Here is an 18,161-nt window from a genome sequence, read left to right as displayed (position 1 = left end):
GCATAGGTCGCTGATAAAGTGCCTCCGCCGCCGGTGTAGCTCAGTCGGTAGAGCAGCTCATTCGTAATGAGAAGGTCGGGGGTTCGATTCCTCTTACCGGCACCATCTTCAGCAAAAAGCCCCGCTTTCGAGCGGGGCTTTTTGTTTTCCGGCGGCTGCGGCGTCAGGCGTAGCCGTTGGGGTTCCGGCTCTGCCAATTCCAGGCGTCGCGGCACATGTCTTCGATATCGCGGGTGGCACTCCAGCGTAGTTCGTTGCCTGCCAGGGCAGGGTCGGCGTGGTAGCTGGCGATGTCGCCGTCGCGACGCGGGAGGAACTGGAAGGGCAGTTCCCGGCCGCAGGCCTTTTCGTAGGCGCGGATGATTTCCAGCACGCTGTAGCCGCGGCCGGTGCCGATGTTGAAGGTCTTTGCGCCGCTGGCGCCGTCCAGCCAGCGCAGGGCGCTGAGGTGGGCGCTGGCCAGGTCGGCGACGTGCAGGTAGTCGCGCACGCCGGTGCCATCAGGAGTGGGGTAGTCGTTGCCGAATACGCGGATGAAGGGTTGCTTGCCGGTGGCGACCTGGGACACATAGGGCATCAGGTTGTTGGGGATGCCGTTGGGGTCTTCGCCAATGCGGCCGCTGGCGTGGGCGCCGACCGGGTTGAAGTAGCGCAGGATGGCCATTTTCCAGTCGGGATCGGCGTTGGCGATATCGCGCAGGACGATTTCCGCCATCAGCTTGGACTGGCCATAGGGGCTGGCGGGGCCAGTGGGGGCGTCTTCGCGGATCGGGCTTTCGGCAGCCAGGCCGTAGACCGTCGCCGAGGAGCTATAGATGAAGCGCTTCACCCCGTGGCGCTGCATGACCTGGCAGAGGGTGACGGTGCCGGTGAAGTTGGTCTGGTAGTAGGCGATCGGGTCGGCCACCGATTCGGCGACGGACTTCAGGCCCGCGAGGTGAATGGTGGCGGCGATCGGGTGCTCGCGGAACAGGCGGTCGAGTACGTTCTCGTCACGGACATCGCCTTCGATGAACGGAATGTCCTGGCCGGTCAGCTCGCCGATGCGCTGCAGCGGGATAGGCGAGCTGTTGCTGAGATTGTCGAGGACAATCGGGTGGAAGCCCTGCTCGATCAGCTCCAGGCAGATATGGGAGCCGATGTAGCCACAGCCCCCGGTCAGCAGAATCCTTTTGGTCATGATCGCGCTCTTGCTCCCTTCGCTGTTCGCCGATTCGTGAGCGTCTGAGTATGTCAGAGGCTCGTGAGTCGGCACTATCGAGGGCGGCGTGACCGTTTCGGCAGGTCTGGAAAGTTGTACGAAAACCTACAGGCTCAGACGCATCGACAGGTCCAGGGCCTTGATGTCCTTGGTCAGAGTGCCGATGGAGATGTAATCCACGCCGGTCTCGGCAATGCTGCGCAGGGTGCTTTCGGTGATGCCGCCGGAGGCCTCGAGCTTGGCGCGGCCGGCGGTGAGCGCGACGGCGGTGCGCATGTCGTCCTGGCTCAGCTCGTCGAGCATGATGATATCGGCGCCCGCGTCGAGGGCCTGGCGCAGCTCGGCGAGGTCTTCCACTTCGATCTCTACCGGCTTGCCCGGGGCGATACGGTGGGCCGCTGCGATGGCCTGGGCGATGCCGCCGCAGGCGGCGATGTGGTTTTCCTTGATCAGGAAAGCGTCGAACAGGCCGATACGGTGGTTGTGGCAGCCGCCGCAGGTGACCGCGTACTTCTGCGCCAGGCGCAGGCCGGGCAGGGTCTTGCGGGTGTCGAGCAGTTTCACGCCGGTGCCGTCTACCAGGTTGGCATAGTGGCGGGCGCGGCTGGCGGTGCCGGAGAGCAGCTGGAGGAAGTTCAGTGCGCTGCGCTCGCCGGTCAGCAGTGCGCGGGCCGGGCCCTCCAGGGTGAACAGGGTCTGGTCGGCGCTGACCTGCTCGCCATCGCGGACCTGCCATCGCACCTGCACGCGCGGGTCGACCTGGCGGAAGACCTCGTCGACCCAGGCGGTACCGGCGACGGTGGCGTTCTCGCGGGTGATGATGCGGGCGCTGGCATCGCGCTCGGCAGGGATCAGCTGGGCGGTGATGTCGCCGCTGCCGACGTCTTCGGCCAGTGCGGCGCGGACGTTGGCCTGGATTTCCGCGGAAAGCTCGGCGAGGGTGAGGTTCGGCATGGAGGACTCCTGTTCGCAGTGGCGCGATTATACGGAGGAGGCCGGCTGGCGGGCAGTGCTCCGATCTTTTTGCGTCGCCACTCGATTTGTCTGACGGACGGCGGCTTTCCTACTGTGAATTTCTTCAAGAATGCGTGAAATGTCTCTTGGTTGTGTAAGAAGCTTCCCTATAATGACGTTGAAGATTTCCGCTTTTTGACGCCACGAATTTGACGTTACGGATGACGCCTCGATGACTGTTGGTGCCGCCAGAAAAGTCTGACGGCAGGAGACTTGCGATGCAGAACGACGCGAACGTAGTGCCGCTGAACAAGCCGGCCACGGAACCCTCGCAGACTTCCTTCGCTGGACGCGTTCCGGCGGGGCTCGTCGCTGTCCGCGATAAGGTCGCCGTTCAGTTGCGTCACGCCATGCAGGCCCTGTTCGACAATGCCGACGACACCCTGTTCGAGATGGCCGATCGCGCCGCCAACAACGCCGAACAGAGTGCCTATTTCGAAGCCATGCGCGACCTGCGCCTCAAGCGCAAGGGAATCGAGCGCGGCTTCCTGCAGAAGGTTTTCGAGAATTTCGCCAACCTGAACCAGTATGAAATCGGCCGTGCGCCGGTGCTGGATACGGTTTCCTACGAGAATCTCACCCTGGTGCAGAACGACGAACTGGAAGAGTCCGTCGCCCTCGACGCCATGGTCGCCAAGGTGGTGAGTCGCGACGGCGTCGCTCTCACGCACCTCACCACCCGCTTCAATACCCTGGTCAGCAAGAAGGTCGAGGACAAGAGCAACCCGCTCGGTCCGCGCCAGCTCTGCGAGGCCTTCCTCGAGGCCTGCCGCGGCCTGGGCGTGGAGATCAAGGTCAAGCTGATCATCCTCAAGCTCTTCGAGAAGTACGTGCTGGCCGATGCCGAGCACCTCTACGCGGAAGCCAACCAGACGCTGATCGCCCTGGGCGTGCTGCCCGAGCTGAAATCCGTGCCGCTGCGTCGCCCGCCGCAACGTACCGTGCCCAGCAGTCAGGGCGCAGCGCCCGCCGCTGCCGCCGAGGCAGGTGAGCAGGCTGCCGGCCAGCAGATGGACGCCGACAGCCAGGCCGCCTTCGCCGCCCTGCGCGACCTGCTCTCGCAAGTGCGTGGCAGCGCATCCCCTGCACGTCCGATGCCGGCCGACGCGGTGCCGATTTCCAGCAACGACCTGATGCGTCTGCTGTCCCACCTGCAGTCGCATCTGCCGGCGCAGAGCATCGACGAGATCGACGTACGTCAGCATCTGGATCACCTGCTGACCCGCGTCAGCAGCAAGAGCGGCCGTTCCCGTGTGGTCGGCCAGGTGGATGAGGACGTCATCAACCTCGTCTCTATGCTCTTCGAATTCATCCTCGACGACCGCACCCTGCCGGATTCGCTGAAGGCCCTGATCGGCCGCATGCAGATTCCGATGCTCAAGGTCGCGGTGCTCGACAAGAACTTCTTCAGCCGGGGCAGTCACCCGGCGCGTCGCCTGCTCAACGAGATCGCTTCGGCCGCCCTGGGCTGGGCCGAGCAGTCGGACGGCCAGCGCGACCACCTGTACCAGAAGATCGAGCAGGTGGTGATGCGCCTGCTGAACGACTTCGTCGACGACCCGGCGATCTTTTCCGAGCTGCTCGACGAGTTCATCTCCTTTACCGGCGACGAGCGCCGCCGCAGCGACCTGCTGGAGCAGCGCACCCGTGATGCCGAGGAAGGCCGCGCCCGCGCCGAACTGGCTCGTCAGGACGTGGAAGGCGTACTCAATGAGAGGCTGCTCGGCCGCACTCTGCCCGAAGTGGTAGTGCGCCTGCTGCAGGAGGCCTGGAGCCAGGTCCTGTTGTTGACCTGCCTGAAACACGGCACCCATTCCGCTGAGTGGGAAGCCGCCCTGGCAACCATGGACGACCTGATCTGGAGCGTGGAACCCCACGAGGACCCGGACTCACGCCTGCGTCTGCTGGAGATGGTGCCGCAGTTGCTCAAGTCGCTGCGTGAAGGCCTGGCATCGGCCGCCTTCGATCCGTTCTCCACCGGCGAATTCTTCAGCCGCCTGGAAGGGCTGCATGTGCAGGCCTTCCAGCGCTACAAGCAGGTCGAGGAAGCACCGCTGCTCGACCTCGACGACGACCTGCCGTTGCTCGATGATCCGCTGGATGCGCCGGCAGCCATCGCACCCGCTGCGGCGCAGCCGGCCATGGTCGCGGTCGTGGAGGAGATCGTCCTCGCCTCGCCGGAGCCGGCCCGTGCGGTAGAGCCCGAAGAGGCCTTCGCCGATGACGACGAGTCGCTGCGCAAGGTCGATGACCTGCGTGTCGGCAGTTGGGTGGAGATCCAGGAAGACGAAGAGCACAAGCTGCGTTGCAAGCTGGCGGCGGTGATTCGCCCGAGCGGTCGCTACATCTTCGTCAACCGCACCGGCATGAAGGTGCTGGAGAAGACCCGCATGAGCCTGGCCGTCGAGTTCCGTCGCAACGCCGTGCGCCTGCTCGACGATGCGCTGCTGTTCGATCGTGCCCTGGAGTCGGTGATCGGTAACCTGCGCCGTCTGAAGAACGCCTGAGCCCGCTGGCCCCGCGCCAGCGAGTGCATTTCCCCCGTCGCCTGCTTTAGAGTGGGGCTCTGCCAAGGAGTCTCCATGCAGATCGACCCCGAATCCGGCTGGTGCCGCGAAGCCCAGCATTGCCCCTCGCCGAACTTCAACGCCCGCCCCGAAGGCGAGGAAGTTTCGTTGCTGGTCATCCACAACATCAGCCTGCCGCCCGGCCAGTTCGGCACCTGCAAGGTGCAGGAATTCTTCCAGAACCGCCTGGACGCCGATGAGCATCCGTACTTTGCCAGCATCTGCAGCCTGACGGTCTCCGCGCATTTCCTCATCGAACGCGACGGCTCGCTGTTCCAGTTCGTTTCCTGCAACTCGCGCGCCTGGCATGCCGGTGTGTCGACCTTCGACGGGCGGGAGAACTGCAACGACTTCTCCATCGGCATCGAACTGGAAGGTACTGACATCGAGCCCTACAGCGACCGCCAGTACGAAGTGCTGGCCGAGCTGACACGGCAGTTGCGCAAGGTTTATCCCGCGATCACTGCAGAACGCATCCAGGGGCATTGCGACATCGCGCCGGAGCGCAAGACCGACCCCGGCGAGGCGTTTGACTGGACGCGCTTCCTGGCGGATATCGGTGCGAAGAAGGAGTCGACATGAGTTTCCTGGTGCTGTTGCTGGTCCTGCTGGTCGAGAAGTTCTCCAACTGGCGTGCGCGGGTGCAGCGTGACGGCTGGTGGCTCGGCTGGCTGGATACCGTGGGTGGCGTGAAGTCCCTGGTGGCGCAGCCCTGGCTCGGCCTGCTGGTGGCCATCCTGCCGCCGCTGCTGTTGCTGGCGCTGCTGCTGACCATTCTGGAGCCGGTGGCCTACGGCCTGCTGGCGCTCCCGGTGCAACTGCTGGTGGTGGTCTGGAGCCTGGGGCGCGGCGATGTGCTGCGTGCCATCGGGCCGTTCCGTGATGCCTGGCGCCGTGAAGATGCCCAGGCTGCCTACCACGTCGCCGAGCGTGACCTGGGTGTGCAGGTCCAGGCCGATGGTGACGACGATCTGTTCGCCGTGGTGCAGGGCACGCTGGTGTGGGAGGCCTACCAGGCCTTCTTTGCGGTGATCTTCTGGTACGCGCTGCTCGGCCCGGTGGCCGCGTTGGCCTATCGGCTGCTCGCCATCGCCGCCGAGCGGGGGCGCCAGCCGGCACTGCGCGAGCGTGCCGCGCAACTTCGGCATGCCTTCGACTGGCTGCCGGCGCGGGCGCTGGTGCTGAGTTTTGCCCTGGTCGGCAATTTCGTCGCAGTGACCCGCACCCTGCTGCACGACCTGCTGGCCTGGGACGTGCCTGCCGCTCGTCTGCTGGCGCGTGCCGGCTACGTGGCCGAAGACTTCAACGAGGGCGGCCTGGGTGCCAAGGGCGTCGCCAGCCTGGATGCGCTCTGGCAGTTGCTGGTGCGCTCTGCGGTGCTCTGGTACGCGGCCTTCGCCATCTGGACATTGCTGCTCTGATCCCGCGAGTCGGGCCGGCTGCCGCCGGTCCGATGATGGCATTTTAACCTTAAGTTACAGAACTCCCCGCCGATATCAGGTACACATCGATTCCAGAGCGCGAGATGACGGCCGCAGCATGACAGTGGCCGCGCTGCCGAGCGCACGTGGCGACAACCCGTCCAGGGGCGCGCCGCACCATCCCCGACAAGCGACATAACAATAACGGGAACAGGAGACGTCTTTCGTGAGGACCGTGCTCTATCCGGCCATCGCGCTGATGAACCGTCTGAGCTTCGGCATGAAGTTCAGCCTGATCAGTGTGCTGTTTTTCCTGCCGATGCTGATTACCAACTTCTACCTGGTGCGCGACTCCTACGGGCAGTTCGTCAGTACTCGCGCCGAACTGGAGAGCCTCCAGTTGATCGGCAACGGTCTGCAGGTGCGCCGCCACCTGGAGTCCTACAACGATCTGTTGCAGATCAACGGGATTCTCGGCCAGTCCAGCAAGACCGCCGGCCTCGACTCGCGCATCAGCCAGTTGCACAAGGACCTGCAGGCGCAGATCAGCGCCCTGCAACCGGTCACCCAGGATGCCGAGCAGATCACCGAGTTCAATGCCAAGCGCGATGAGCTGCTGGCCAGCCTGAAGGGCGTCGACGCCGAGGGCTCGCTGCAGAGCAAGTCGGCCATGGCGTCGCGCCTGCTCAGCGAAGTACAGGTGTTCAACAAACTGCTGGTGTCCCAGGCTGGCTTGAGCCAGGACGACGCCCGCGACCTGCGTCAGCTTGCCGAACTGATCACCTCCGGCACTCCGCAAGTCACCGAGACCCTCAGCCAGGGCCGCACCATGGGCGCCGGCGCGCTGGGGCAGGGGTTCCTCAATTCCTCCACCAGCAGCAAGCTGGATGACCTGCTGCAGGAACTGGAAAAGCTCCACGCCGAGTACGGCCTCAAGCTGCAGGACGCCCTGGGTGCCAGCACGGCGGCGCAGAGCGCGTTGTCTGCGGATGCCCAGGCCAGCCGTGAAACCATCAAGAGCATGGGCAAGCTGTTCGAGGACAAGGTCGTCATGGCCGATACCCTCGATACGCCGTGGGCGGAGTTCTATGAGCAGGTCAGCAAAGCGATGGAGCAGACCTATCGCCTCGATGACCACGTTCTGCAATACGTCGACGGCGCCCTCCAGGCGCGCCTGGCCAGCAAGCAGCGGCAGATGCTGCTGCTGGTCGTCGCCCTGCTCGTGGTGTTCGTCTCCATCGTCTACCTCTACGGTGGCTTCTACGTCTCCACCCGCACCACCCTGAAGAGCCTGGGCAAGATGATGGAACGCGTCGCTTCCGGCGACATGACCGTCAACTTTCAGGCCCAGAGCCGCGACGAACTGGGCGAACTGGGCGATGCCTTCAACCAGACCGTATCGAAGATCCACGACCTGATCGAGCAGGTCGGCCGCACCGTCAGTGAAGTGGAGCGGCAGACCGTGCGCGTGGAGTCGGTGTCCGCCGAAAGCAATCAGGCGGTGGCTGGCCAGCGCAACCAGATCGAACAGGTTGCCACGGCGATGAACCAGATGGCCGCAACCGCCCAGGAAGTCGCGCGCAGCGCTGCCGTGGCGGTGGGTAGCGCGCACAACGTGAATCAGGAAACCACCAGCGGTCGTGCCCTGGTGGAGTCCCAGGTGGGCAGCATCCAGCGCCTGGCGGGGGAGATCGACGAGTCGGTGGCGGTGATCAACCAGCTGGCCGCCGACAGCGCCTCCATCAGCCGCGTGCTGGACGTGATCAAGGGCATCGCCGAGCAGACCAACCTGCTGGCGCTCAACGCCGCCATCGAGGCCGCGCGCGCCGGCGAGCAGGGCAGGGGCTTCGCCGTGGTCGCCGACGAAGTGCGTACCCTGGCCAAGCGCACCCAGCAGTCCACCGAAGAGATCGAGCAGATGATCGCGCGCTTGCAGAACGGCGTGGGCGCGGCGGTGAAGGCGATGGGCAGCAGCCATCAGACCGCCGACGGCACCGTCAGCCAGTCGGCCCAGGTGCAGCAGGCGCTGGAGAATATCCTCAGCGCGGTCGGCGCCATCGTCGATCAGAACCAGCAGATCGCCGCCGCGGCCGAGCAGCAGACTGCTGTGGCCCACGACATCGATCAGAACATCGTCGAGATCAACCAGGCCGGCGAGCGCACCTCCGAAGGCGCCAGCGAGACCGAGCGCGCCAGCCGCGAACTGGCCGGGCAGGTGGTGGAGCTCAAGCGACTGATCGGCGCGTTCCGCGTCTGATCTGCAAGGATTCGGGACGGGCTCGGTGGCCCGTCTCGTGACAGGGTTTTCGCCAGCAGACCGATGTCCGTGGGTCGCACGGATGCACCCCATCTCACGGGCATCGGTTTGTCGGTGAATTCGACATGCGGCTTTCTGTAGGGCGGTTCAGCGCCAGCCGAACAACTCCATCGCGTTGCGCGTGCTGGCGTTGGCCAGCTCTTCCGCGCTGATGCCCTTCAACTCCGCCAGTGCCACGCAGATGTCCGGCAGATGCTCCGGGCTGTTGCGCACGCCGGGGTACATCGACGGCGCCATGTCCGGCGAGTCGGTCTCCAGCACGATGGACTCCAGCGGAATCTCCGGCACCACCTTGCGCAGGCGATTGGCCTGCGGCCAGGTCGGCGCGCCACCCAGGCCCAGGCGGAAGCCCAGCTTGAGGTATTCGCGGGCTTCCTCGCGGCTGCCGGCGAAGGCGTGGACGATGCCCTGGCGTTTGGGCTTGTAGCGTTTGAGCGTGGCAATCATTGCCGCATGGGCGCGGCGTACGTGCAGCAGCACCGGCAGTTCGAAGTCGATGGCGAGGCGCAGCTGTTCCTCGAAGATTGCCTGCTGGCCGTCGCGGTCGAGGTCTTCGAGGTAATAGTCCAGGCCGATCTCGCCCACCGCGCAGAGCTTCGGATGACCGACCAGGCGCTCGAGCCATTCGCGCAGCGCAGCGAGATGCTCCGGCCGGTGTCGCGCCAGGTAGATCGGGTGCAGGCCCAGAGCGGCGTAAAGGTCCGGTTCGTTTTCCACCAGTGCCCAGACGTCTTCCCAGTTCTCGCGGAACACCCCCAGCAGCACCTGCCGTTCCACTCCCCGTTCGCGGCTGCGTTGCAGCACCGCGGCACGGTCCTGCTCGAAGTCCGGGCAGTCGAGGTGGTTGTGGGTGTCGATCAGGCGCATCGGCTTACTCCGTGCGCAGTTTGAGGTTGCGCGGGATCGGGTGTACGCCGGGGGTGTAGCTGTTCTGCTCGATGGCGGCCAGCGCCAGGTCCAGCGCGCGCTCGGCGATCAGCGCGTGCTGCTGGGAGATGGCGTTGACCTTCAATGGCACGAAGTCCAGCAACTGGGTGTCGCCGAAGGTGGCGATGCGCAGCTCCGCCGGCCAGCCGCTGGGTAGCGCCTGGAGCACGTCGAAGACGCCTTCGAGCAGTACGTAGGAGGTGGTGATCAGCGCGTCGGGCAACTGCCCCTGGCCGGCCAGCAGCTCTTCCATCAGGCGACGGCCGCAGGGGCGGCTGAAGGTTTCGCCGTGCTCGATCAACACCTGGCCCTGGTAGTCGCGCAGGGCGCTGCGGAAGCCGGCGGCGCGCTCCTGGGAGATGATCAGTTCCGGTCTGGCGCCGAGCAGCGCGATGCTGCGCGGCGCCGGTTTCAGCAGGCTGGCGGTGAGGCGCTGGCTGGCGTCGCGGTCGTCGCTGACTACCGAGCAGAAGCGTTGCGGGTCGAGCTGGCGATCCACCGCGATGATCGGCACGCCGTCGGCTTGCAGGCGCGCGTGGCTGTCATCACCTGCAGGCAGGCAACTGGCGACGATCAGTGCGTCGCAGCGTCGCGCGCGGAACAGGTTGAGCACCTGACGCTCGGTGTCCGGCTCGTCGTCCGAGCAGGCGATCAACAACTGGTAGCCACGTGCGCGCGCGCCTTGCTCGAGCAGCTTGGCGAGCTTGGCGTAGCTGGGGTTCTCCAGGTCCGGGAGGACGAAGCCCAGGGTCCGGGTCTGCCCGCGGCGCAGGCTGGCGGCCTGCTGGTCCGGGTGGTAGCCATGTTCCTCGATCACCGCGCGCACGCGTTCCACCGTGGCGGCGCTGATGCGGCGCTGGATGGCCTTGCCATTGATCACATAGCTGGCGGTGGTGACCGATACACCGGCCAGGCGGGCGATATCACTGAGTTTCAACGCGGGATGCTGCCGACAATTGGGGGCTTCAAGGATCACGCATTATCGAGTAACGTGCCAGTCTCAATAGGTGAAACGATTCAGCATTGCGCACGCAGTATTGCCTGAACCCTGTTCCTGCGCCGCAACCTCTAAGCTGATCACCGTACAAGCGGATAACCGCCCCAGCGCCGGCGTGCGCGAACGCCGGTGAGGAGAATGCGATGCTCGAATTCAACGCGCAGCAGGTCCGAATGGGCCAGCGCGCTGCCGACAAGCAGGCCGCCCTGGCCATGCTTGGCGCTGTCCTCGAAGACGATGGGTTGGTCGCCGAAGGCTATCTGGCTGGCTTGCAGGCCCGCGAGGCACAAGGCTCCACCTACCTTGGGCAGGGCATCGCCATCCCCCACGGCACCCCGGAAACCCGGCACCTGGTGCAACGCACCGGCGTACGCCTGATGCACTTCCCCGAGGGGGTGCAGTGGGGCGATGGGCAGACCGTGCACCTGGCGATTGCCATCGCGGCCAAATCCGACGAACACCTGCGGCTGTTGCAGTTGCTGACCCGTGCGCTGGGCGACGGCGAAGTGGGCGCGGCATTGCGCGCGGCGCAGCAGCCGGATGACCTGATCCAGTTGCTGCAAGGCGGAGCGCCACAGCCGCTGTTGTTCGATGAGCACCTGGTCGGGCTGGGCGTTGCCGCCGAGGACTTCGACGAGCTGGCGCTGGTTGGCGCCCGCCGCCTGAAGAAGGCCGGCTGCGTCGTGCCCGGCTTCGCCGCCGCGCTGCATGACCAGGAAGCCCTGCCGCTGGGCGGTGGGCTCTGGTGGCAGGACAGCGAGCAATGCGTCACTCGCCCCGGTCTGGTCTTCGTCACCCCGGTGCGCGAGCTCAGCCACGCCGGCCAGCCGGTGCGTGGCCTGTTCTGCCTGGCCCGCCAGGGCGACGCCCACGAGGAGGTGTTCGCGCGTCTGTGCGACCTGCTGGTGGATGGCCGGGCTGCCGAGCTGGCGAGCGCTACCTCCGTTCGCCCGGTGCTGGAAGCCCTGGGCGGGGAGTTGCCGGTGGATTGGCCGAGCATCCGCGTGCCGCTGGCCAATCCGCATGGATTGCACGCGCGCCCGGCGCAGGTGCTGATGCTGCTGGCGCGGGACTTCAGCGGGGAAATCCGCGTGCGCCTCGCCGAGGGCGAGAGCGCTGCGGTGTCGATCCGCAGCCTGAGCAAGCTGCTCAGCCTTGGCGCACGACGCGGACAGATGCTGGAGTTCTTTGCCGAGCCGGAGATTGCCGAAGCCGCACTGGCCGCCGTGCGCACGGCCGTGGAACAGGGCCTGGGCGAAGAGGTCGAGCCGCTGCCGGAAAGCATCGAGCCGAGCGTCGAAAGCGTGCAGCCGGACGAGCCCGAGTCGCCGGCGGTGCGAGCTCCCGAAGCTGGCGCGCAGCTCCAGGCTATCCCGGCGTCGCCGGGCATTGCCCATGGGCCGGCCTACGTACAGGTGGTCCGTGCTTTCGAGTTCGCTGCCCGCGGCGAGTCCGCGGAAGCCGAGCGGCAGCGACTGGATGCGGCGCGTGCGGTTATCAGCGAGGAGATCGACAGCCTGGTGGAACGCAGCCAGGTCAAGGCGATCCGCGACATCTTCGTCACCCACCAGGCCTTGCTGGACGACCCCGAACTGCTCGACGAGGTGCAGGCGCGACTGGTCGAAGGTGCCAGCGCCGAAGCGGCCTGGAGCCAGGTGATCGAGCGTGTGGCCGGCGAGCAGGAGGCCCTGCGCGATGCGCTGCTGGCCGAGCGTGCGGCGGACCTGCGCGATGTGGGCCGGCGTGTGCTGGCGCGCCTGTGTGGCGTGGAAAGCGCGCTGGAGCCTGGCGAAGCCTACATCCTGGTGATGGATGAAGTCGGCCCGTCGGACGTGGCGCGGCTCGACCCGGAGCGGGTCGCCGGCATCGTTACCGCGCGCGGCGGCGCCACCTCGCACAGCGCGATCATTGCCCGGGCATTGGGTATTCCCGCGCTGGTGGGCGCCGGAGAGCGCGTGCTGGCGCTGGAGTCCGGAACGGCCTTGCTGGTGGACGGCGAGAAGGGCGAGCTGACAGTCGCCCCCGATGCACAAACGCTGCACGGCGCTGCCGCCCGGCGCGACTTGCGCGAGCGCCGCGCTGCGCAGGCCGAGGCTCGCCGTCATGAACCGGCGGTGACCCGCGACGGCCATGCCGTGGAGGTCTGCGCCAACCTTGGCGACACTGCCGGGGCGGTGAAGGCCGTGGAGCTGGGCGCGGAAGGCGTGGGCCTGCTGCGCACCGAGTTCGTCTTCATGGACAGCCCCCAGGCGCCGGACCAGGCGACCCAGGAGATCGAATACCGTCGCGTCCTCGATGCCCTGGAGGGGCGTCCGCTGGTGGCCCGTACCCTCGATGTGGGGGGCGACAAACCGCTGCCCTACTGGCCGATTCCCGAGGAAAGCAACCCTTACCTGGGTATCCGTGGCGTGCGTCTCACGTTGCAGCGTCCGCAGATTTTCCGTACCCAGCTGCGTGCCTTGCTGGGCGCCGCCGCAGGCCGCCCGCTGCGCATCATGTTTCCCATGGTCGGGCAGGTGGAGGAGTGGCGTCAGGCCCGCGACCTGACCCACGAGCTCTGTGCGGAGCTGGGTGGCGAGCATGATCTGCAACTCGGCATCATGGTCGAGGTTCCGTCCGCCGCGCTGCTGGCGCCGGTGCTGGCGCGCGAGGTGGATTTCTTCAGCATTGGCACCAATGACCTGACCCAGTATGCCCTGGCCATCGACCGTGGCCATCCGAGCCTGTCCGCCCAGGCCGACGGCCTGCACCCGGCGGTGCTGCAACTGATCGACATGACGGTGCGCGCGGCGCATGCCCATGGCAAGTGGGTAGGAGTGTGCGGTGAGCTGGCCGCCGACCCGCTGGCGGTGCCCTTGCTGGTCGGCCTGGGCGTGGACGAGCTGAGCGTCTCGGCGCGCAGCATTCCGCTGGTGAAAGCGCGGGTACGTGAACTGGACCTGCCGACTTCCCGCGAGCTGGCGCAAGCGGCACTGACCCTGTGCTCGGCGGCGGACGTGCGCCAGAGCGTGACCCTCGCACTGCCGGAGGTGCACTGATGGCGCGGATTCTTACCCTGACCCTGAACCCGGCGCTGGACCTCACCGTGCGCCTGCCGCAGATGGAACCCGGCGAGGTGAACCGTAGCGAATCGGCGCTCAGCCAGGCGGCCGGCAAGGGCCTGAACGTCGCCCAGGTGCTCGCCGACCTGGGCCATTCGCTGACCGTCAGCGGTTTCCTCGGCGCTGACAATGCGCTGCCGTTCGAGGCGCTGTTCCGTCGGCGCAGGTTCGTCGATGCCTTTGTTCGCGTGCCGGGGGAGACGCGGCGCAACATCAAGATCGCCGAAGGCAGCGGCCGTATCACCGATATCAACGGTCCCGGCCCGGAGGTCAGCCCGAGCCAGCAGGATGCGCTGCTGGATCGCCTGGACCTGATCGCCGCCGATTTCGACATCGCCATCGTTGCCGGCAGCCTTCCGCGCGGCATCGATCCGCAGTGGTTGCGCGAGTTGTTGCTGCGCCTGCAAGGACACCGGCTGAAGGTCGCCTTCGATTGCAGCGGTGCGGCCCTGCGGGCCGGCATCGAGGCCGCGCCCTGGCTGATCAAGCCCAATGACCAGGAGCTGGGCGAGGCCTGTGGAAAACCCGCCGCCAGCGAGGCGGAGCGGGTGGCGCAGGTCGAGTCGCTGCGCGCGCGCGGCATCCAGCACGTAGTGCTTTCCCAGGGGGCCGAGGGCGTGCGCTGGTTCGGCCCGCAAGGTGTCTGGCAAGCGGTTCCGCCGAAGGTGGAAGTGGCCAGCACCGTAGGCGCTGGCGATTCGCTGCTGGCCGGCATGGTCCACGGCCTGCTCGCCGGTTGGCCGGCCGAGCGCGTGTTGCGCCAGGCGACGGCGGTGGCGGCACTGGCGGTCACCCAGTTCCAGTTCGGCATCGGCGACGCGCAGCGACTCAAGCGCATCGAGGACGCGGTGCAGGTTCAGGCGTTGGCGCCGTGCCAGCCCTGAGCGATAGAACAACAAGAGGTATGACGATGAACCTTGCCCTGATCACGGCCTGCCCCAATGGCCAGATAGCCAGCGTACTCAGCGCTCGCCTGCTGCGTGCGGCGGCCGAGCGACTGGGCTGGTCGGTGTGTGTCGAGCAGCGCGACCCGCAGCATCCCGAACGTCAGTTGAGTGAAGGGCAGATTGCCGCAGCTGACTGGGTGCTGGTGGTCAGCGCGCAGCCGCAGGATCTCTCGCGCTTTGTCGGCAAGCGGCTGGTTCAGGCTCGGCCTGCCGAAGCGCTGGCCGAGCCTGCCGCCTTCCTTCGGCGCGCGCAGGAAGAGGCGCAGGTCTGGCAGCCCGGTGAGTCCTCAAGCGCACCTGCCGCCGTGCAGCGCGCGGCGAAAGTCGTCGCGGTGACCGCCTGCCCGACCGGTGTGGCGCACACCTTCATGGCGGCCGAGGCGTTGCAGCAGGCAGCGCAGCAGATGGGCATCGAGTTGCGGGTGGAAACCCAGGGCTCGGTGGGCGCGCGCAATCCGCTGAGTGCGGAGGAAATCGCTGCTGCCGAGGTGGTCCTGCTGGCGGCGGACATCGAGGTGAACCCCGAGCGCTTTGCCGGCAAGCGCATCTTCCGTTGTGGTACGGGCGTTGCGTTGAAGCAGCCGCAAGCGACTATCGAGCGCGCGTTGCAGGAAGCGACGGCGGAGTCCGTTTCGTCTGCCGGCGGCAGCGTGGCGCCGACGAAAAGTGAAGCACGCGGCGTCTACAAGCACCTGCTCACCGGCGTGTCCTTCATGCTGCCGATGGTGGTGGCTGGCGGCCTGTTGATCGCGCTGTCGTTCGTCTTCGGCATCGAGGCGTTCAAGGAGCAGGGCACGCTGGCGGCGGCGCTGATGCAGATTGGCGGTGACGCGGCGTTCAAGCTGATGGTGCCAATGCTGGCGGGCTACATCGCCTGGTCCATCGCCGACCGTCCGGGGCTGGCGCCGGGGATGATCGGCGGGCTGCTGGCGAGCACGCTGGGTGCGGGTTTTCTCGGTGGCATCGTCGCCGGTCTGCTTGCCGGCTATTCGGCACGGGCGATTGCCCAGTGGATTCCGCTGCCGGCCAGTGTCGCGGCGCTCAAGCCGATCCTGATCATCCCGCTGCTGGCCAGCCTGTTCACCGGGCTGGTGATGATCTACGTGGTGGGCTCGCCGGTGGCGGCGATGATGGGCGCGCTGACCGATTTCCTCGCCGGCATGGGCACCACCAATGCCATCCTGCTCGGCCTGCTGCTGGGCGGGATGATGTGCGTGGACCTGGGTGGGCCGATCAACAAGGCCGCCTACGCCTTCTCGGTCGGCCTGCTCGCGTCGCAGAGCTATGCACCTATGGCGGCGGTGATGGCCGGCGGCATGGTCCCGCCTATCGGCATGGGCATCGCCACGCTGCTGGCGCGGCGTAAGTTCGCGCAAAGCGAGCGCGAGGCCGGCAAGGCGGCGCTGGTACTGGGCTTGTGCTTCATCTCCGAGGGCGCGATTCCGTTCGCCGCCAAGGACCCGCTGCGGGTGATCCCGGCGAGCATCGCCGGTGGTGCGCTGACCGGTGCGCTGTCGATGCTGTTCGGCTGCAAGCTGCTGGCGCCCCACGGCGGGCTATTCGTGCTGCTGATCCCCAACGCGATGAACCATGCGCTGCTCTACCTGCTGGCAATTGCCATCGGCAGCGTGGTGACCGGGGTGCTCTATGCACTGCTCAAGCGTGGCGAGGCGGCGCCGATGATGGTGATGGGCGAGCAGGCGCCGGGGCGGGGTTGAACCGGAGCTCCCGGGCGCGTAGGAGCGGACTTCGTCCGCGATAGGTTTATCCACGCGCCAGGCTAACCCGCGAGCGCCCGATGGGACATCGCGGACGGAGTCCGCTCCTACGTCAGGTCAGGCGCTACGGCGCGGGCGTTGTTCGACGACCTGCGCCGGTACCGGCAGGCGGTGCGAGTCGCCACGGCCCATGGGGAAGTACTCGAAGCCGTAGCGCGCCACGCGCTCGGGGTCGAACAGGTTGCGGCCGTCGAAGATCACCGGTGCCTTTAGGCGGCTGGCCACCAGGTCGAAGTCCGGTGCCTTGAACTGCCGCCACTCGGTGCAGATCACCAGGGCGTCGGCGCCGCCCAGGGTGGCTTCCGGGGTGCCCATCAGGGTCAGGCGCTCATCGTGACCGTACAGGCGCTGCGCCTCGGGCATGGCTTCGGGGTCGAAGGCGCGGACCTTGGCACCGGCGGCCCACAGGGCTTCCATCAGGGTGCGGCTGGGGGCGTCGCGCATATCGTCGGTGTTGGGCTTGAACGACAGGCCCCAGAGCGCGAACGTACGACCCTTGAGCTTGCCGCCGTAGTAGCTGCGGATGCGCTCGAAGAGCTTGCTCTTCTGCCGCTGGTTCACCGCTTCCACCGCGCGCAGCAGGTCGCTGGAGCAGTGTGCTTCATCGGCGCTGTGGATCAGTGCCTGGACGTCCTTGGGGAAACACGAGCCGCCGTAGCCGCAGCCCGGGTAGATGAAGTGGTAGCCGATGCGTGGGTCGGCGCCCATGCCCTGGCGCACGGCTTCGATGTCGGCGCCCAGGTGCTCGGCCAGCTCCGCCATCTGGTTGATGAAGCTGATCTTGGTGGCGAGCATGCAGTTGGCGGCGTACTTGGTCAGCTCCGCGCTGCGCAGGTTCATGCTGAGGATGCGGTCGTGGTTGCGGTTGAACGGTTCGTAGATCTCGCGCATCACGTCCAGCACCTCGGGGCTTTCGCAGCCGATGACGATGCGGTCGGGTTTGCGGCAGTCGGCCAGCGCCGAGCCTTCCTTGAGGAACTCTGGGTTGGAGACGATCTCGAAGTCCAGGCTGCGGCCCTGCTCGGTGAGCACCGCGAGCACCTGGGCTTTCACCCGGTCACCGGTGCCCACCGGCACGGTGGATTTCTCGACGATGATCACCGGTTGGGTGCGATGGCGCGCGATGCCTTCGGCCACCGCCAGCACGGCGCGCAGGTCGGCCGAGCCATCGGGCAGCGGCGGGGTGCCGACGGCGATGAACTGTACGCGACCGTGGGCGGCGGCTTCGGCGACGTCGCTGGTGAAGCGCAGGCGTCCGGCTTCCAGGTTGTCTTTCACCAGCTCGGCCAGGCCCGGCTCGAAGATGCTGATCTGGCCGCGCTTGAGCTTGGCGATCTTGTCCTCGTCGATGTCCATGCACAGGACATCGTGGCCCACTTCGGCCATGACCGCGGCCTGCACCAGGCCCACATAACCGATTCCGAATACGCTGATTTTCATGATGTGCTCTCCCGAAAAGGGACTCGAAGCGGGATTGAGGTCAGTCGAACTGCGCGTGCTCGGAGCGAGCGTCGCTAGGTTTGATGACGGTTGTTCTGTCAGGTCGGCGTGGTGCGTTGATCGCGATCACGCCGGCAATCACCAGGCCGACGCCCAGGGTGCGCGGCAGGCTCAGGGGTTCGCCCAGCCCCGGCAACAAGGCGGCGCCGAGGTAGACCAGGGCGTAGCTCAGGCTCAGCCACGAATAGGCGCGGCTCAGCGGCAGGTGTTTCAGCGCGAGCAGCCAGCAGAGCATCGACAGCGCATAGGCCAGTACCGCGCCGCCAAGCGCCAGCAGGGCGGCGAGGTGGAGTTGCGCCAGGTCGAACGGCCAGTGCGACGGCAGGCGCGTCACGCTCCAGCGCATGCCCAGTTGCGCGCCGCTCACCAGCAGGACGCTGCCCAGGGCGAA

At 66.7% G+C, this 18,161-nt stretch carries 13 protein-coding genes, 1 tRNA gene and 1 pseudogene; 9 read left to right on the top strand and 6 right to left on the bottom strand.

Annotation, left to right across the window (positions count from 1 at the left end; all coding sequences use genetic code 11):
- Positions 1-29: 29 nt before the first annotated feature.
- Positions 30-105 (top strand) — tRNA-Thr (locus L6D89_RS15625).
- 58 nt (positions 106-163) lie between these two features.
- On the opposite strand, the gene galE is transcribed toward L6D89_RS15625, so the two are convergent.
- Together galE and nadC are read right to left on the bottom strand one after the other, a co-directional pair.
- Complete coding sequence (gene galE / locus L6D89_RS15620; RefSeq protein WP_236200401.1) at positions 164-1,180, bottom strand: UDP-glucose 4-epimerase GalE; 1,017 nt, start codon at positions 1,178-1,180, stop codon at positions 164-166.
- A gap of 126 nt (positions 1,181-1,306) precedes the next feature.
- On the bottom strand, positions 1,307-2,155 hold the full coding sequence (gene nadC, locus L6D89_RS15615; protein WP_236200400.1) for a carboxylating nicotinate-nucleotide diphosphorylase: 849 nt from the start codon (positions 2,153-2,155) through the stop codon (positions 1,307-1,309).
- 278 nt (positions 2,156-2,433) lie between these two features.
- Between nadC and L6D89_RS15610 the strand changes: the two genes are divergently transcribed.
- The 5 genes and pseudogenes from L6D89_RS15610 to L6D89_RS32805 all read left to right on the top strand — a co-directional run bounded on the left by L6D89_RS15610 (position 2,434) and on the right by L6D89_RS32805 (position 8,460).
- Entirely contained in the window at positions 2,434-4,722 is a 2,289-nt protein-coding gene (locus L6D89_RS15610; protein WP_236200399.1) for a DUF1631 domain-containing protein, read from the top strand.
- A 75-nt stretch (positions 4,723-4,797) separates the two neighbouring features.
- Positions 4,798-5,364: a 1,6-anhydro-N-acetylmuramyl-L-alanine amidase AmpD gene (ampD, locus tag L6D89_RS15605; protein WP_236175747.1), complete on the top strand. Its 567-nt coding sequence runs from the start codon at positions 4,798-4,800 to the stop codon at positions 5,362-5,364.
- On the top strand, positions 5,361-6,203 hold the full coding sequence (gene ampE, locus L6D89_RS15600; RefSeq protein ID WP_236200398.1) for a regulatory signaling modulator protein AmpE: 843 nt from the start codon (positions 5,361-5,363) through the stop codon (positions 6,201-6,203). The genes ampD and ampE overlap by 4 nt, the downstream gene beginning before the upstream one ends.
- 259 nt (positions 6,204-6,462) lie before the next feature.
- Positions 6,463-7,602, top strand: a pseudogene (locus tag L6D89_RS32810) (HAMP domain-containing protein); the annotation flags it as partial.
- Positions 7,603-7,746: 144 nt separating this feature from the next.
- The gene (locus L6D89_RS32805) at positions 7,747-8,460 is read left to right on the top strand and encodes a methyl-accepting chemotaxis protein (protein ID WP_373874415.1); all 714 of its coding nucleotides are present in this window, start codon (positions 7,747-7,749) and stop codon (positions 8,458-8,460) included.
- Positions 8,461-8,607: 147 nt separating this feature from the next.
- Here the strand turns inward: L6D89_RS32805 and L6D89_RS15590 are convergent, their stop codons facing one another.
- Both L6D89_RS15590 and cra read right to left on the bottom strand, forming a co-directional pair.
- Positions 8,608-9,387 (bottom strand): TatD family hydrolase, encoded by a 780-nt coding sequence (locus L6D89_RS15590; protein ID WP_236200396.1) that lies wholly within the window; start codon positions 9,385-9,387, stop codon positions 8,608-8,610.
- Between the two features lie 4 nt (positions 9,388-9,391).
- A complete protein-coding gene (gene cra / locus L6D89_RS15585; RefSeq protein WP_236200395.1) occupies positions 9,392-10,384 on the bottom strand; it encodes a catabolite repressor/activator in 993 nt (330 codons plus the stop codon).
- Between the two features lie 203 nt (positions 10,385-10,587).
- Between cra and ptsP the strand changes: the two genes are divergently transcribed.
- Genes ptsP through L6D89_RS15570 form a run of 3 tightly spaced genes read left to right on the top strand, consistent with a single transcriptional unit; the run spans position 10,588 to position 16,210 of the window.
- On the top strand, positions 10,588-13,482 hold the full coding sequence (gene ptsP, locus L6D89_RS15580; protein ID WP_236200394.1) for a phosphoenolpyruvate--protein phosphotransferase: 2,895 nt from the start codon (positions 10,588-10,590) through the stop codon (positions 13,480-13,482).
- On the top strand, positions 13,482-14,429 hold the full coding sequence (gene pfkB / locus L6D89_RS15575; RefSeq protein ID WP_236200393.1) for a 1-phosphofructokinase: 948 nt from the start codon (positions 13,482-13,484) through the stop codon (positions 14,427-14,429). The genes ptsP and pfkB overlap by 1 nt, the downstream gene beginning before the upstream one ends.
- A gap of 26 nt (positions 14,430-14,455) precedes the next feature.
- On the top strand, positions 14,456-16,210 hold the full coding sequence (locus tag L6D89_RS15570) for a PTS fructose-like transporter subunit IIB (protein WP_236200392.1): 1,755 nt from the start codon (positions 14,456-14,458) through the stop codon (positions 16,208-16,210).
- A 117-nt stretch (positions 16,211-16,327) separates the two neighbouring features.
- Here the strand turns inward: L6D89_RS15570 and L6D89_RS15565 are convergent, their stop codons facing one another.
- Positions 16,328-17,710: a UDP-glucose dehydrogenase family protein gene (locus L6D89_RS15565; protein WP_236200391.1), complete on the bottom strand. Its 1,383-nt coding sequence runs from the start codon at positions 17,708-17,710 to the stop codon at positions 16,328-16,330.
- Positions 17,711-17,750: 40 nt separating this feature from the next.
- On the bottom strand, positions 17,751-18,116 hold the full coding sequence (gene arnF, locus L6D89_RS15560) for a 4-amino-4-deoxy-L-arabinose-phosphoundecaprenol flippase subunit ArnF (RefSeq protein WP_373874964.1): 366 nt from the start codon (positions 18,114-18,116) through the stop codon (positions 17,751-17,753).
- Positions 18,117-18,161: the final 45 nt, after the last annotated feature.

It is taken from the genome of Pseudomonas pseudonitroreducens (genome assembly GCF_021603645.1).
GTDB classification, from domain to species: domain Bacteria; phylum Pseudomonadota; class Gammaproteobacteria; order Pseudomonadales; family Pseudomonadaceae; genus Pseudomonas; species Pseudomonas pseudonitroreducens.
This window is presented reverse-complemented; position numbering and strand designations above follow the sequence as displayed.